This is a genomic window from Bifidobacterium sp. ESL0784 (genome assembly GCF_029433295.1).
GTDB lineage: Bacteria > Actinomycetota > Actinomycetes > Actinomycetales > Bifidobacteriaceae > Bifidobacterium.
On the sequence record NZ_JAQTHV010000004.1, the window covers coordinates 91,024 to 106,432 of the forward strand.

15 protein-coding genes and 1 tRNA gene are annotated in these 15,409 nt (G+C 56.7%); 13 read left to right on the top strand and 3 right to left on the bottom strand.

Translation table 11 applies throughout. The features are described from left to right. The first annotated feature begins 87 nt into the window (after positions 1-87). On the top strand, positions 88-735 hold the full coding sequence (locus PT279_RS06975) for a sugar O-acetyltransferase (RefSeq protein WP_277166696.1): 648 nt from the start codon (positions 88-90) through the stop codon (positions 733-735). Between the two features lie 3 nt (positions 736-738). Here the strand turns inward: PT279_RS06975 and PT279_RS06980 are convergent, their stop codons facing one another. Continuing rightward, positions 739-2,259, bottom strand: coding sequence for an FGGY family carbohydrate kinase (locus PT279_RS06980; protein WP_277166697.1), 1,521 nt, complete (start codon positions 2,257-2,259; stop codon positions 739-741). A gap of 192 nt (positions 2,260-2,451) precedes the next feature. Between PT279_RS06980 and PT279_RS06985 the strand changes: the two genes are divergently transcribed. The 3 genes from PT279_RS06985 to PT279_RS06995 all read left to right on the top strand — a co-directional run bounded on the left by PT279_RS06985 (position 2,452) and on the right by PT279_RS06995 (position 4,891). Beyond that, the gene (locus PT279_RS06985; protein WP_277166698.1) at positions 2,452-3,675 is read left to right on the top strand and encodes an ROK family protein; all 1,224 of its coding nucleotides are present in this window, start codon (positions 2,452-2,454) and stop codon (positions 3,673-3,675) included. Positions 3,676-4,051: 376 nt separating this feature from the next. After that, positions 4,052-4,645 (top strand): ECF transporter S component, encoded by a 594-nt coding sequence (locus tag PT279_RS06990; RefSeq protein ID WP_277167044.1) that lies wholly within the window; start codon positions 4,052-4,054, stop codon positions 4,643-4,645. Positions 4,646-4,817: 172 nt separating this feature from the next. Further along, positions 4,818-4,891, top strand: a tRNA-Ile gene (locus PT279_RS06995). A gap of 31 nt (positions 4,892-4,922) precedes the next feature. Here PT279_RS06995 and PT279_RS07000 read toward each other — a convergent pair. Then, positions 4,923-5,156 carry a hypothetical protein gene (locus PT279_RS07000; RefSeq protein ID WP_277166699.1) on the bottom strand — a complete coding sequence of 78 codons (234 nt, stop codon included), beginning with the start codon at positions 5,154-5,156 and terminating at the stop codon, positions 4,923-4,925. A gap of 310 nt (positions 5,157-5,466) precedes the next feature. Here PT279_RS07000 and rpmE point away from each other — a divergent pair, with 310 nt between their 5' ends. The 3 genes from rpmE (at position 5,467) to prmC (ending at position 7,984) form a co-directional block, all read left to right on the top strand. Then, positions 5,467-5,679, top strand: coding sequence for a 50S ribosomal protein L31 (rpmE, locus tag PT279_RS07005; protein WP_277162655.1), 213 nt, complete (start codon positions 5,467-5,469; stop codon positions 5,677-5,679). Between the two features lie 127 nt (positions 5,680-5,806). Beyond that, positions 5,807-6,895, top strand: coding sequence for a peptide chain release factor 1 (gene prfA, locus PT279_RS07010; protein WP_277166700.1), 1,089 nt, complete (start codon positions 5,807-5,809; stop codon positions 6,893-6,895). A 15-nt stretch (positions 6,896-6,910) separates the two neighbouring features. Further along, a complete protein-coding gene (gene prmC / locus PT279_RS07015; RefSeq protein ID WP_277166702.1) occupies positions 6,911-7,984 on the top strand; it encodes a peptide chain release factor N(5)-glutamine methyltransferase in 1,074 nt (357 codons plus the stop codon). A 176-nt stretch (positions 7,985-8,160) separates the two neighbouring features. On the opposite strand, the gene PT279_RS07020 is transcribed toward prmC, so the two are convergent. After that, positions 8,161-8,817 (bottom strand): sugar O-acetyltransferase, encoded by a 657-nt coding sequence (locus tag PT279_RS07020; RefSeq protein ID WP_277166703.1) that lies wholly within the window; start codon positions 8,815-8,817, stop codon positions 8,161-8,163. A 155-nt stretch (positions 8,818-8,972) separates the two neighbouring features. Between PT279_RS07020 and PT279_RS07025 the strand changes: the two genes are divergently transcribed. From PT279_RS07025 to PT279_RS07050, 6 genes are all read left to right on the top strand, one after another. Continuing rightward, positions 8,973-9,635 (top strand): L-threonylcarbamoyladenylate synthase, encoded by a 663-nt coding sequence (locus tag PT279_RS07025; protein WP_277166704.1) that lies wholly within the window; start codon positions 8,973-8,975, stop codon positions 9,633-9,635. Continuing rightward, positions 9,632-10,780, top strand: coding sequence for an MraY family glycosyltransferase (locus PT279_RS07030; RefSeq protein WP_277166705.1), 1,149 nt, complete (start codon positions 9,632-9,634; stop codon positions 10,778-10,780). The genes PT279_RS07025 and PT279_RS07030 overlap by 4 nt, the downstream gene beginning before the upstream one ends. Before the next feature lie 48 nt (positions 10,781-10,828). Further along, positions 10,829-12,379, top strand: coding sequence for an IMP dehydrogenase (guaB, locus tag PT279_RS07035; protein ID WP_277166706.1), 1,551 nt, complete (start codon positions 10,829-10,831; stop codon positions 12,377-12,379). Between the two features lie 102 nt (positions 12,380-12,481). Continuing rightward, a complete protein-coding gene (locus tag PT279_RS07040; RefSeq protein WP_277166707.1) occupies positions 12,482-12,973 on the top strand; it encodes a hypothetical protein in 492 nt (163 codons plus the stop codon). 78 nt (positions 12,974-13,051) lie between these two features. Then, on the top strand, positions 13,052-13,702 hold the full coding sequence (gene orn / locus PT279_RS07045) for an oligoribonuclease (protein WP_277166708.1): 651 nt from the start codon (positions 13,052-13,054) through the stop codon (positions 13,700-13,702). A gap of 191 nt (positions 13,703-13,893) precedes the next feature. Beyond that, complete coding sequence (locus PT279_RS07050; protein ID WP_277166709.1) at positions 13,894-15,306, top strand: PIF1 family DEAD/DEAH box helicase; 1,413 nt, start codon at positions 13,894-13,896, stop codon at positions 15,304-15,306. The last annotated feature ends 103 nt before the right edge of the window (positions 15,307-15,409 follow it).

The following is a 15,409-nucleotide window of genomic DNA, read 5'->3' on the forward strand; positions in this document are numbered from 1 at the left end:
AGCGAATGTTGTCTGTTGAACCGCGTGGCAATGGTTGATGCGTCAGGGACCAATTGCGAATAATGAATGTGAGGATTGAAGCGGAACATGGAAGATGAAGTCGAAAAACTCAAAGCAAAATACCCGGATTTTGCGAAACTGTTCAATGATGAATGGCTGCAGTACCGCAAGTCCGAGATTCTGCCGAAACTGACCTGGCAATCGCAATCGACCTGCGCGAAGATCAACCGGATCTATTTCGATGATCCCGATGAAGCGATGCGCCTTTTCCGTGAACTCGTGCCGGGAGCGCAAGAAGGTGTTGATTTTCGGCCGCCGATTCATCTGGACTATGGGCTGGGGCTCAAGATCGGCGAGCGGACATTCATCAACATGGATCTGCTGATTGTGGGAGGAGGGCCGATAACGATCGGTTCCGACTGCCTGATCGGCACGCGTTGCAGCATCTGCACGCCCAACCATGCGGTTCCCGTCGAGCCGCGTCTTCAAGGCTGGCAGCACAACGAGGACGTGGTCATCGGCAACAATGTGTGGCTTGGCAGCAACGTTGTGGTCTGCCCGGGCGTGACCATCGGCGACAATAGTGTCATCGGTGCCGGTTCGGTGGTCGTCCGCGACATCCCCGCCAACAGCGTCGCGGTCGGCAACCCTTGCAAAGTCATCCATGACGTGCCGGAAGACTGGGATGCCGACGAGTGGAAGGCAGCAATGGGCGGGGCAACCGAATCTGATTAGCCTTCAGCCACGCGCCCTGACGTAAGCCTCGTAGACTTCGGGAGTGGGCTCTGAGGTTTCGGTGCCGTCGATGCTAAGATTCCACTGCGGGGGATCGGCCTGTCCGCTGAGTACCCAGGCGGCCTGACGCGCCGCTCCGATGGCCACGTATTCGTCGGTGGCCGGACGGGTGACGCTCATGCCGAAAATCGCAGGGGCCAGGGTGCGTACGGCTTCGGATTTCGCGCCGCCGCCAATCAGAAGGATGCGGTTGATGCTGCCGCCCAGTGACTTGATGATTTCAAGGCAATCGCGCTGCGAGCACAAGAGCCCCTCGATGAAGGCGCGGGCAAAGTTCTCTTTGGTGGTGTTGGCTAGTGTCATGCCGGTGATGGTTGCACTGGCGTCCGGTCGGTTTGGCGTGCGCTCGCCGTCGAAATAGGGGACCAGGGTGAGGCCACCTGCGCCGGGTTCGGCGGCAAGGGCAAGCCGTCCCAGTTCATCGTAATCCACACCGAGTGCGGCGCAGCCGGCATCCATGATCCGCGAGCCGTTGATGGTGCAGGCCAGCGGCAGATAGTGCCCTGTGCAATCGGCGAAGCCTGAAACGGCACCGGACAGGTCGTATACCCGGTTCTCGGCGATGGCCGCGGCGACGCCGGACGTACCCAGTGAAACGCTCACGTCACCTACCGACATTCCGAGGCCCAAAGACGCCATGGCGTTGTCGCCTCCGCCGGGCCCGATGAGGCAACCGCCGTCAACGGATGTGCCGGCAACTGCGGGGGAGGCCTTCACGGGTGCAAAATCGCGGGGACCGAGCACTTTGGGAAGGATGACATCATGACGGCCAAGAACCATGTCGATCAGGTCGTAGCGGTAGGTGTTGTTGGCGGAATCGAAATAACTGGTGCCCGAGGCATCGGAACGGTCGGTGAAGAGGGCATCCAGATGAGCGTCCTCGCCTTCTTCGACGGGTCCAAATCCTGCGATGCGCCAGCTCAGCCAATCGTGCGGCAGGCAGATGGCCGCAATTCTCGTCGCATTTTCAGGTTCGTTTTCTGCGACCCAGGCGAGCTTGGTCAAGGTATAGGAGGCGACGGGCGAGGAGCCCACGGCCTTCACCCAACGTTGCTTTCCGCGAGCCACGACGTCTTCCGGCTCGTCCTCGCTGGTACGTTCCGGTGCCCCGAGCCGTGTGATCAGGTTTTCGGCCTGCGGCGCCGAACGCGTGTCGTTCCATAGCAATGCGTCGCGGATCACCCGGCCGCGCTTGTCGAGCAGCACCATGCCGTGCTGCTGCCCGCCGACGGCCAAAGCCGAAACGTCGGCGAGGCCACCGGCCTGTTTCGAAGCTTCAAGAAAGGCCTGCCACCAGTATTCGGGATCGACGCTCGTGCCGTCAGGATGCTTTGCCTGGCCGAAACGCACGAGTTCGCCGGTGGCGGCGTCGGTCACGCGGACCTTGGTCGACTGTGTCGAAGTATCGACTCCCGCCACCAATGTCGTCTGATTGGAACCGTCATGTGATGGTAGCCTCGTCATTATTCACGCCTTTCGAGATATGCCGGACACCGCTACGTGTCTGTACCGCCGCGTCTGAAATCAGTGTACCTACTATTCATTATTCATATTAGTTAAATCAATGTATTATTTCAATGACACCGTGTGTTCCTTTTGTTACGCAGTGTTTCACCCCGCCTGATACAGTGAACATATCTTTGAAAAGAGGCGGCTATGGCGCTGAAAAGCATCAATCAGGATGATTTGCGTAATCATAATCTTTCAGTGGTTCTCTCCACCTTGCTCCAATCGCCCAAACCCATGAGCCGCGCCAAACTGGCGAAGGCCACTGGGCTGACGAAAGCCACGATGTCGCTTCTGGTGCCCATGCTGATCTCTTCCGAGGCGCTGGAGGAGGGGAAACCGGTTTCCGCCGGCACGACTTATGGCAGGCCCAGCACGCCGCTGAATATTTCCGGCCGACGGTTTTGTTCGATAGGGCTGCAGATCAACACCGACGGATATGGCTATACGGTACTGGCACTTGATGGTTCCGTGGTTTCCCAGCGTTGGGTGAGCCGTTCCATGGAAGCCAGCGATCCCGAGGAAGTGTTCGCACAACTTGACGAACTGGTAAGCGTCGGCGAAGAGGAAATCGGACAAAAGGGCTTAACCGTCGTCGGCGCCGTTTTGGCACTTCCCGGACTTGTCACCGACGATATGATGCTGTTGTCGGCGAAAAACCTTGGATGGAAGAAACTCGAGCTTTCGAGCTTCAACGTGGTCAAAAGGCTCGACGCCCTTGCAGACAATGAGGCGAATCTGGCCGCTTTGGCGCAGATACCGGGTTATGCCACACCGCGAAAAGGGAAAAGCGTGATTAGCCCGACCGATTCGTTCATCTACATCTCCACGGATATCGGCATCGGTGGAGCCATCGTCCGGCACGGGCAGGTCGACCGCGGCGATTCCGGCTTCGCCGGCGAGCTTGGCCATGTCTCTGTGGCTCTCGACGGGCCGCAATGCGCCTGTGGACGTTGCGGATGCTTGGAAATGTATGCCGGGCGCAAGGCGTTGGTGGAGGCTTCCGGTGTCGCCGGCCCCGGGGTCTCGACGAAGATGGAAGTGGTGGATGAACTGCTTGAGAGATACAAGATGCACGATGCCCGTACCGTTGGTGCGGTTGATCGGGCGGTAAGGGCCCTGGCGTCGGTGCTTGCGTCGGCCATCAATGTCCTTGATATTGATACCGTTGTCCTGGGAGGGCTGTGGGATCGCTTCGGCAAGGCGCTGACCCGTCGGCTCAGCCATGAGCTGGAGCTGCAAATACTGAGCTATCCGGAAGTCCAGCCACGGGTGCTGCTGCCTGATGTCAATACTCGGCCGGCGCTTTTGGGCGCGGCACAGGTCGGGTTGCGCAGATTCATAGACAATCCGTTGGCATTTATCAATTCCTGATGGTGGTTTTGCTGCCCTGTCGTATTTTTCGTAATGCCTCTTCTGCGTGAATGATCGGTTTTTCAAGGATTTTGAAGTGGTATCAAAGATTTGGCGTAGGCCATAACCAGCGTCGATAGCACCGGTGGTGTGCCTGCATATCTGATGCTGATAGAGTGTCGTTTGGCGTCTCCGCCCGAACTGCGCAGGTCAAGGGGCGTCGCGATTAAAAACGCCGTGCGCAGCTTGTATACAAGGAATGACCGTGGCCAATTATGCCCAAAAACCAGAAACTTCATCAAGCAATCAATCTTCTCCCAGTGATCGCAGCAATCCAAGCAGGGCAGCAGGGCAAAACCGCGGTTCTGATTCATTCGTAAACCCGCAGGTCGTCAAAGTGTCGCGTTTACGCTGGCGTGCCGCCGATATTGCGCTTGGTGCGGCGCTTGGTGTGGCTTGCGGCATCGTTTTCTGGGGATTCAATTTCGCCTACGCATGGATCGCTCCGTTGCTGCGTGCCGTCCTTCCTGGCATCACCAGTCTGTTCCACGCGTTCTGGTACTTCTCCGGCCCGCTGGCGCTGCTCATCATCCGCAAGCCCGGTGCCGCGATCTACGTCAATATCATCGGCAGTCTGACCGAAACGCTGTTCGGCAACCAGTATTCCTTTACTTTCGTCTTCATTTCGGCGGCGTTGCAGGGCATCTTCGCCGAAGTGCCGTTCGCCGTTTTTCGTTACCGGAAATTCAACCTCCCACTGACCCTCATCTCTGGAGCGCTGACGGCGTTGGAATACGGCTTCTATGTGCTGTTCACCCGTCTGCAGGGGGTAGCGCTGGTCAGCCCGCGAGGGCTTACCCACATGACCTGCGAGATTATCGGCGGTATCCTCATTGCGGGTGTAATGAGTTGGTTCCTCTATCGCGCCATCGCCAAAACGGGTGCACTGGATCGGTTTGCTTCCGGTCGTGCGGTAAGAAGCAGGGAATGAAATCTGCCGGATGCAAATAGGCGACAATAAAACCAAAATGGCATCTTTCGTTGTGTAATGACGGAAGATGCCATTTGTCTTGATTGCACAAGTCGTTGCCTGATTTGACGTTTCGCTGTAGTGTCGCTGGTCAGAGCGTTTGGTAAAGTAAAGAAGTTGGTTTTGCCAACGTGGGGCTTTAGCTCAGTCGGTTAGAGCAGCGGACTCATAATCCGTCGGTCCAGGGTTCAAGCCCCTGAGGCCCCACTTATCGCTGGTTCTCTGTGACATCTGTCTTTCAGAAACTCGGCGTGACTTTGATTGTGCCTTTTGTCTCCATGAACTGCCAGTAGCTCCAGTCCTTGGGATTGATGTAGACGGTGTACGTCTTTTTGCCGAAGACGATTTCTATGGGGAATATGCCGGACGGGTTGGCCATGATGTCGGTTTCGATTTCCAAGGCACGTTCGTGGCTGGGAAGATACACCGTGTGGGTCTTGCCGTGCGTTTCAAAATACAGCATATCGGTCATCGTTGGCTCCTTTGCTTAATTGTCGATGATCTTAAGGTATCAAGTGATTTCGACGGCCGTGTAGCTGGATTTACGTCATGTTGAAACGTTGTGGCAATCAGCCGAAAGACGAAATCGGGATGATTCGGCATTGCGATCTGTTGTACTGCTTGAGCGTACGGTTGATTCAAGTTGCTTTTGAGATGCCTGACATTTTGGCACATCGAAAAAGGGGCAAGTCAACGCTCGCTGATAGAATATCAAAGTTCCGGTTCACGTCTGGCCATTGGGGTTAGGCGACCCGGGTCACCTGAATTCCTTAGGAGACATTATGAAGCAGGGTATTCATCCCGATTATCACACAGTGCAGGTTACCTGCTCCTGTGGCAATACTTTCGTCACGCGCAGCACCGCCAAGGGCGATCACATGACGGTTGATGTGTGCGCGAACTGCCACCCGTTCTACACGGGCAAGCAGAAGATTCTCGATACCGGCGGCCGTGTCGCCCGTTTCGAGAAGCGCTACGGCAAGAAGACCAAGTAGCATCCTTCATTCGCCAGCCTCGCTGGTTCGGGTCTGCGGACCCGAATCCGGGCTGGCGTTTTTCATACCTATTTTCCGGTATTTTTAACGTTTAAGAATTTCGAATATTTGATAAAAGGACTTTTGCATGGCAGACCAGCAATTCCCTGCGGCGCAAAGCGCGTTGGAGGAGTATCAGGACATCGAGCGGCAGATGAGCCAGCCCGAGGTCGCCTCCGACCCGAAAGCGATTCGCAAGCTGGGGCGTCGCCATGCCCAGCTCGGCAGCATTGTCAACGCCTATCGTGCATGGCAGCACGCCCGCGATGACGCCGAAGCCGCCAAGGAAATGGCCGGTGAGGACGCGGACTTCGCCGAGGAAGCCAAACGGCTTGAGGCGTTGATAGCTCCTGCCGAAGAGAAGTTGCGTAGTGCGCTGATTCCGCGCGACCCCGACGATGTGCGCGACACGATTATGGAAATCAAGGCCGGCACCGGTGGGGAAGAAGCGGCGCTCTTCGCGGGCGATCTGTTGCGTATGTATACCCGTTATGCCGAGAAACGCGGCTGGAGCACCACCATTCAAAGCGAAAACTCCACCGAGCTTGGCGGCGTTAAGGACGTACAGGTCGCCATTCGAGCCAAGGGCAATCCGGCCCCTGAAGACGGGGTGTGGGCGAGTCTCAAATACGAGGGCGGCGTGCACCGTGTGCAGCGTATCCCTGTCACCGAATCGCAGGGACGTATCCAGACCTCCGCGGCTGGTGTCATCGTCTTTCCTGAAGCGGATGAAGATGACGATGAGATCGAAATCGATCCAAAAGATCTCAAGATTGACATTTTCATGAGCTCCGGCCCCGGCGGGCAGTCTGTGAACACCACCTATTCCGCGGTGCGTATGACCCATATCCCCACCGGCATCGTGGTGAGCATGCAGGACGAAAAGTCGCAGATCCAGAATCGCGCGGCAGCACTGCGCGTGCTGAAATCCCGCCTGCTGGCGATGAAACACGAAAAGGAAGCGGCCGAAGCGGCCGACATGCGTCACTCCCAGGTGCGCTCGCTCGACCGTTCCGAACGCATCCGCACTTATAATTTCCCCGAAAACCGCATCGTCGACCACCGCACCAACTACAAGGCCTACAACCTTGACCAGGTGCTCGACGGTGACCTCCAAGCCGTCATCGACAGTGATATCCAGGCCGATGAGGCCGCTCGCCTCGCCAAAACCGACTGAGCAAGGGGCAGGATAATGGCGGAATACGTGGCCCGTTCGACTTCCGATATCTTGCAGGAAGCCGCTGGCTGGTTGAAGGATGCCGGCATTGAAACGCCGCGAAATGACGCAAAACTGTTGCTCGCCGAGGCATTCGGGGTGACGCCCAACGATGTCGAAAAATCGATATTGCTGGATACACCATTGCATAGCGTGATAACAGACGATTCGACTCAAGGCGTCAACGTGCAACGCATTGACGGCGGCGATTCCGGCAATAAGCCGGTTGAGAATAGCGCTGCCGCGGATTCAGACCCTGCGCCCGGCAAGTTCTCTGATGCGCGCAATGCCGAACAAAGTAATGCATTGAGCGACGCCGACGATGCTGCGATTCGCCGTTTTGCGGTGATGGTAGCCCGACGCAAGCAGCGCGAGCCGTTGCAATATATCGTCGGTCATGCCCCGTTCCGTTATTTGGATTTGGTAGTCGGACCGGGTGCCTTCATTCCCCGCCCGGAGACCGAAACCGTGGTACAAGCGGCCATCGACTGGCTCACCCACGAAAACATCAAACCAAGCCGTCTGGTAGATCTGTGTGCCGGGAGCGGAGCGATTGGTCTGTCTCTGGTCACCGAAGTGCCGGGCAGCGAGGTTTGGGCCGTCGAGTTTTCCCAAGATGCCTTCGAATGGACGAAGCGTAACCAACAGAAGGTATTCAAAGACCATTCGCTGGCTGGCTACAACTATCATCTTTTCCACGCCGACGCTACGAATGCCATGACGCTTTCGCAATTGGACGGAACGATCGACGCCGTGGTCACCAACCCGCCTTACGTTCCGATCGCGGAGATTCCCGAGCAGCCCGAAGTACGTGACCATGATCCGAAAATGGCGTTATATGGCGGTTCCGCCGACGGCACCTATACTCCGGAACGCATCATCTTGCGTGCAGCGAAACTCCTGCGCAACGGCGGGGCGTTGGTGATGGAACACGACATTTCGCAAGCACAATTGCTCACCGATTTTGCCAGAGCCCACGGTTTCCGCTCGGCCCGTACCGGCGAAGACCTTACCGGTCGTCCACGTTATCTCTTCGCCATCAAAGAATAAGGACAGCATTCGCCTGATTCGCGCGTAACCGAGGGGCATCCCGATTACGGTATGTTGTTCGTTCGATGTCAACGTTTAAAAAAACCTGCGCATACTTAAAAACATGCGCAGGTAAAACCGGTAACAGCAGCAAAGCCGCGGGTATCAGATCAAGTATCTGCGGCCTTGCGGGCGATTCATTGCGCGTAATCCTGATTCGCCGCTGCATCGTCGTCGGTGATGGTGCGGATGACCCGTGCCGGATTGCCTACGGCCACGCTGTTGGCTGGGATGTTGTGGGTGACCACGGCGCCGGCGCCGATGACCGATCCCTCACCAATGTTGACTCCGCCGAGCACCGTCACATTGCCGCCGAACCAGCAGTTTTTGCCGATGGTTATCGGCTTGGAATACTCGTAGTCGTAACCTTCACCGTCTTCCGTGAACCGCAAATTGCGGTCCTGCCAGCGCAACGGATGCATGGCAGGAAGCAGGGATACGTTCGGTCCGAAAAGCACGTCGTCGCCGATGGTGACATAGTTCGTATCAAGCACGGTGAAATTGAAATTGATGAACACCCTGTCACCGATAGTGGTATGGATGCCGTAGTCAAAAGCGATGTTGCCGACGATTTCGACGCCTTCGCCGCGGTTGGGCAACAGCTCGTCGAGGATGGCCTCGCGCGTTTCCCTGTCGTTGCGAGGTGTGCTGTTGAACCGTTCACACAGTTCGGCCGCCTTGTTGCGCAGACGGTCGAGCTCCGGGTCTGCGGCGTTGTGCAGATTGCCGGCGAGCATCTCTTCTCGTTCCGATTTGCGTGGGGTACGCAGTTCGACTGGTGGCTTGGATGTCATGTTGGTTCCTTTACGCTAGTGCTTATTGGCGTGGAGCTTGCTGAGCCCGATGTGTGCTTTATTATATCGGTGCATATGTATCGAAGGATGATAACAACATCGGCGAAGTCGGGGCACAATGATGCAATTAAGGCATACTTTGTGTTGGAGGCAATATGAGCGATGTGCGTGCAATCGATGACGAATCCTTGGCGATGGCTACAAGGATTGTCAAAGACGGCGGGCTTGTGGTATTGCCGACCGACACGGTCTATGGCGTCGCCGCGAGTCCCTTCAGCGCCGAGGCGGTAAGCCGGATTTATGAGGCGAAGCGTCGTCCTCGCAGCAAGGCATTGCAGGTGCTGTTGTCATCCGTCGATGATTTGGATGGGCTCGGACTGTATCTTCCGGTTCCCCTCGATCGGCTTGCCAAGGCTTTTCTGCCCGGACCATTTTCGCCGATTGCCGTGGCCGAAGCCGGATCAAGACTGGTGACGTTACGTAAGGAAATGAACGGCAGCAAAACCCAGGCCGTGCGTGTACCGGATTCGCAAGCCTGCCTCAAGACGCTGCGTGCCACCGGTCCTTTGGCCTGTTCCAGCGCGAACCGCAGCGGTGGGGAAAGTCCGCAGACGGTTGAGGAGGCCGTGGCGGCGCTTGGCGATGATGTCGACCTCTACCTCGACGGCGGGCCGACCGTCAGCCATGTCGCCAGCACGGTGGTCGCCGCCGACGCAAACGAGCGCGACGGGATTTCGATCGTGCGCGAGGGCGTAATCAACGAGGCGCAGATCCGTGCCGCGCTGATGGATGTCGAAGGCGGGAGTCTGAACGCGTGAGAGTCTATCTGTTCATCGCCGCGATCGCGGGAGGGGCCACGTGGCTGGTCACCCCCTTGGTTCGTCATCTCGCCATCGAAATCGGCGCGGTAGGCGAAGTCCGGGCTCGTGATGTGCACACGGTACCCACCCCGCGTATGGGCGGGTTGGCGATGTTGATAGGCCTTGCCGTCGCGATAGTGTTCGCCAGCAAAATGCCTTTCATATCAGGTCTTTTCGTAGGGTCGAACCAGGCGTGGGTCGTACTGATTGGTGCGGCGCTGATTTGTCTGTTGGGTGTGGCCGATGATCTCTGGGATTTGGATTGGATGCTCAAACTCGCCGGCCAGCTCCTGATTTCCGTATTTGTCGCCTGGGGAGGTGTGCAGATCATCTTCCTGCCGTTCGGCTCGTTGGTGACGGCCTCGCCGAGTATTTCCATGGCCATTACGGCATTTTTGATTGTCGCTTCGATCAATGCGGTCAATTTCGTCGATGGGCTTGACGGCCTGGCATCCGGCATTGTGGCCATTGGCGGCATCGCGTTTGCGGTTTATTCCTACGTGATTGCTCGTTCCACGCCCAGCTATGCCTCGATGGCTACGTTGTTGGACGTCGCTTTGGTCGGTATCTGCGTCGGCTTCCTGCTCCATAACTGGCACCCTGCGAAGCTCTTTATGGGGGACTCCGGTTCGATGCTCCTGGGTTATATGATTACCTGCGCCTCGATCATCATGACCGGCCACCTTGACCCGGCCTCCGTGCATACCAGCCTTTATCTGCCCGCTTTCATGCCCATCCTCCTGCCGATTCTTGTGCTCTTCCTGCCTGTGCTCGACATGTGTCTGGCGATTATCCGCCGCCTGAGCAAAGGCCAGTCGCCGATGCATCCCGACCGCATGCACCTGCATCACCGGATGCTGCGCATCGGCCACAGCGTGCAGGGAGCGGTGCTCATCCTCTGGGGTTGGGCGGCGCTGATTTCTTTCGGCTCCATCATGATTCTCTTCTTCAAGTGGAAGTATGTGGCCGTCGGCATGCTCATCGCCGCAGTGATTCTGACGATTCTGACGCTTTCGCCTTACTTGATGCGCCGCTGGCTTGAAATACAGAAAACAGAGGGTCCTGAGGTGCGCAATGCGCGACATTCCCGAAAGCACCAGTAATACCAACAAAGAGTACTGCTCGTCATCCCACGCCCATATAGTTGTGCTATGGCTTTAAATTCTCAACCTGATATCCAGTCATCATTCAATCCTCTGCCTCCTGTTTTTGCAAAGATGGGATTGGCATACGACGACGTTCTGCTGCTTCCCAACGAGACCGACGTCATTCCTTCGCAGGTCGACACCACCACGCATCTGACCCGTGAAATCACCATGAAGGTGCCCATGATTTCCGCGGCTATGGACACGGTCACCGAATCGGACATGGCCATTGCCATGGCTCGTAACGGCGGCATCGGCGTGCTGCACCGCAACCTTTCCATCGACGATCAGGCCTCGCAGGTCGATATCGTCAAGCGCAGTGAATCGGGCATGATCACCGACCCGCTCACCGTCAACCCCGAGGCCACCCTTGCCGATCTCGACAAGCTGTGTGGCCGCTTCCATATTTCGGGCCTGCCTGTGGTCGACAGCGACAACAAGGTGCTCGGCATCATCACCAACCGTGATATGCGCTTCATCGCCTCTGAGGATTATGACAAGCTTAAGGTCAAGGATGTGATGACCAAGGACGGGCTTATTACCGGGCCCGCAAACATCTCACGTGAAGATGCACACGATTTGCTTGCCAAGCACAAGGTCGAAAAGCTGCCGTTGATTGATGACGAAGGCAAACTCGCCGGGCTCATCACCGTCAAGGACTTCGTGAAGACGGAGCAATATCCTGACGCCACCAAGGACGACCAGGGTCGTCTGCGCGTGGCTGCTGGCATCGGCTTCCTGGGTGATGCCTGGCAGCGTGCCTCGGCGCTGATGGAGGCTGGCGTCGACGCGCTGGTGGTCGATACCGCGAACGGCGAGGCGCATCTGGCTCTCGATATGATCAAGCGCCTGAAGTCCGATCGTGCGTTCGACGGCGTGCAGATCATCGGCGGCAATGTGGCGACCGCTTCCGGCGCCCAGGCCATGATCGATGCCGGTGTCGACGCTGTCAAGGTAGGCGTCGGCCCCGGTTCCATCTGTACCACACGCGTGGTCGCCGGCGTTGGAGTGCCGCAGCTCACGGCTGTTTACGATGCGGCCCAAGTCTGTCGCGCGGCCGGCGTGCCTTGCATCGCCGACGGCGGTATCCATTATTCCGGCGATGTCGCCAAGGCTCTTGTGGCCGGTGCCTCGACCGTCATGCTCGGCGGCGCCCTCGCCGGCTGCGACGAGACTCCGGGTGAAAAGGTGCTCTTGCACGGCAAGCAGTACAAGCTTTACCGCGGCATGGGCTCGCTGGGTGCGATGGCTCCGCGTGGCAAGAAGTCCTATTCCAAGGACCGCTACTTCCAGGCCGACGTGACCAGCAACGACAAGGTCATCCCCGAAGGCGTCGAAGGAGAAGTGCCGTATCGCGGCTCCCTGAATGCAGTGCTCTACCAGATGATCGGCGGCCTGCATCAGTCGATGTTCTACATCGGAGCCCACAACATCAAGGAAATGGCCGAAAAGGGCCGCTTCATCCGCATCACCACTGCCGGCTTGCGCGAATCGCACCCGCACGACATCGTGATGACGACGGAGGCCCCGAACTACAGCGGTTTCCACAACGACTGATGAAAAATCGGCAATCTAATTAGAATTAATTGGGTATTCCATGTGCGATGGATACCCAATTTTTATATTGGTATGCGATGCTCTTAGAGAGTGAGAAAAGAAATGGCAAAGACGCTTAGTGAGCAGCAAGTTCTTGATACTTTAGACATTCCTGATTTTCGTCACATGTCGAAGGACAAAATTATGAGTTTTGCCTCACTTTTGCCGGATATGGATAGGGAAGTTGCTATCAATGCATTTAAGCAATTCCCGGAATTTGCTGAGACGTCAGTCCAAGTGATGTCCGATTTTAAAGATATATCATCGAAAGCCTTGGATCAAAATTCGCATAGTGTTCAGGATTTCGACGCTTTATGTGATCGCGTTATCGATATTATCGAAGCTTCCATGAATGATGATTTGACTTTCAATCAACGGGATCAGTTAATCGATCGAATGATGCAGGTATTGGATAAAAAGGCTGAAATGGATGCTTCAAATAAAAAGTTCATTGGGAAAATCATAGGTGGCGTAGGTGCTGTGGTTACGGTAGTTGTTGCTGGTGCCGTATCGTTGCTTGGAGGGAAAGTAGATTTTAGGCAAATAAAGAGGTGACAGGTACTCCAATTTGTTCGGTCACGCATGTGAGATAGTGTGTAGAGTTCTGTTAGTGGCAGCGAAAGGGTCAATATTATGGTGAATGCTCAGGATGACGAGACGTATTCGGCGGAGGATTCCCGCCTGATTTGGATTGACTGCGAGATGACCGGCCTCGATATCTTCGGCGGCGATGAGCTTGTCGAGGTCTCTGTGGTGCCGACCGACTTCAATCTCAAGGTGCTCGACGAAGGCGTGGACTATGTTATTAAGCCCTCGCAGAAGGCCGTCGACCACATGGGCGATTTCGTGCGCGCGATGCACACCCGTTCCGGCCTGATCAACGAGTGGGAGACCGGGCTGAGCTTGGCCGATGCCGAAAAGAAGGTCACCGACTACGTCGCCCGCTTTACTCCTGACGGGGTCAAGCCGCTGCTCGCCGGCAACACCATCGGCAGCGACAAGAAGTTCCTTGACCACTATATGCCTAACTTCATGAGCCACCTGCACTATCGCAGCATCGATGTGAGCACCATCAAGGAGCTCGCACGTCGCTGGTATCCGGCGGTCTACATGAACCGTCCGCCCAAGAACGGTGGACACCGTGCGCTCGCCGACATCATCGAGTCGCTGGATGAGCTGCGTTACTATCGCGAGGCTTTCATGGCTCCGTCGCCCGGTCCGGACGATGCACAGTCCAAGAAGATCGAGGCCGATATCGAGGCCACGAGCCTGCTCAACAAGTAGGTTGCGGAACGGCAGCGTGCTTTTCGTCGTGGCAAAGTAGCGCCAAGGTAGATGATGCGACCAAAAGCACGTTTTCCCGTCGATTTTCGTGCTTTTAGTCGCAGTGAAAATCTGAACGAAAAGCACGCTATATGATGCTTTTGGTCGCATTGAATCGATAACAGTTGGCTAAAGAGAAGGGGAGGAGCGGCATGAAGCAGGCGGAGGCGTTGACGATTCTCGACGCGGGGGCGAACGTGTTCATCACCGGTGCTCCCGGAGCCGGCAAGACCTACGTCCTGAACGAATTCATCCGTTCCGCCCGTGCCCATGGCGCATCCGTCGCTGTCACAGCCTCCACCGGCATTGCCGCCACTCATATCAACGGTCAGACCATCCATTCCTGGTCTGGCGTAGGCGTCTCGCAGGTCATGACACCACAACTGATGAAACGCATTCGCTCCCGACGCAAGCGCAAGATCGAAGCCGCCGATGTCCTCGTCATCGATGAGGTTTCGATGCTTCCGGCTTGGCTTTTCGACATGGTAGACGATGTCTGCCGCGCGTTGCGGCATAGCCCCGAGCCGTTCGGCGGGCTGCAGGTCGTGCTGTCCGGGGATTTCTTCCAGCTGCCCCCGGTCAAGAAATCGTTCCGCCGCGACGACGTGCCGCCGAGCCCTGAATTTCTGATGTCACGGCAACGCTATGCCGATGCCGGCAAGGATGCCGACGGCTTCGTAACCGAATCGCTGGTCTGGGACGAGCTCAATCCCGTAGTCTGCTACTTGACGGAACAGCATCGTCAAGACGATGGTCAATTGCTTACCGTGCTTACCGATATCCGCGAGGGCGACGTGACCCAGGAGGACCACGACGTGCTTGCTGGATGTCTGGGCAAGGCTCCAGCATTAGGTGAGGTGGCAGTCCATCTTTTCCCTGTCAACAAGCAGGCCGACACCCTGAACGACTTGCGGCTTTCACAGATTCACGACGAAACGCACGACTATGTCGCCGAATCCTCGGGTCCCGCAGACTTGGTCAAACGTCTTAAAAAGAACATGCTCGCCCCGGAAAAGCTGGAGCTGAAAACAGGGGCGGCCGTGATGGCGTTGCGCAACGATGCCGACCATCAGTATGTCAACGGATCCATCGGCAGGGTGCAGGGCTTCGTTTCCGAGGCCAAAGGCGGCTGGCCGATTGTTGCTTTCGAAAATGGTAATACGGTAACCATGAAGCAGGCATCGTGGGACATGATGGATGGCGAGGCGGTGCTGGCCAGTGTCAAACAGGTTCCTTTGCGTTGCGCGTGGGCCATCACCATCCACAAGTCGCAGGGTATGACCCTCGATCGTGCAGTGATGAACCTGCGTCGCACGTTCGCGCCCGGTATGGGTTACGTGGCGCTTTCACGTGTGGAAAATCTCAACGGCCTTTATCTGGACGACATCAGCGAACGCGCGTTCATGGTCTCGCCCGATGCCGTTCTGCTCGACGGCCAGCTGCGGGATAATTCCAAGGCCGCCTGTGCCCGTCTCGAATCGGAAGGCAGCGATGCCTTTACCAAACAGGCTAGCGGTCAGCTTGCCGGCGACACCGACGAATTCGCCCAGGACGAGCTGTTCTAAGTCGTTTCGACTTATAATCACTGATATCGAATGGCCAGCATTATATCGATTGTTTGGTGGTCTGAAAATAACGGTTAATCACTGTGTCGTAAGGGAATGGAAG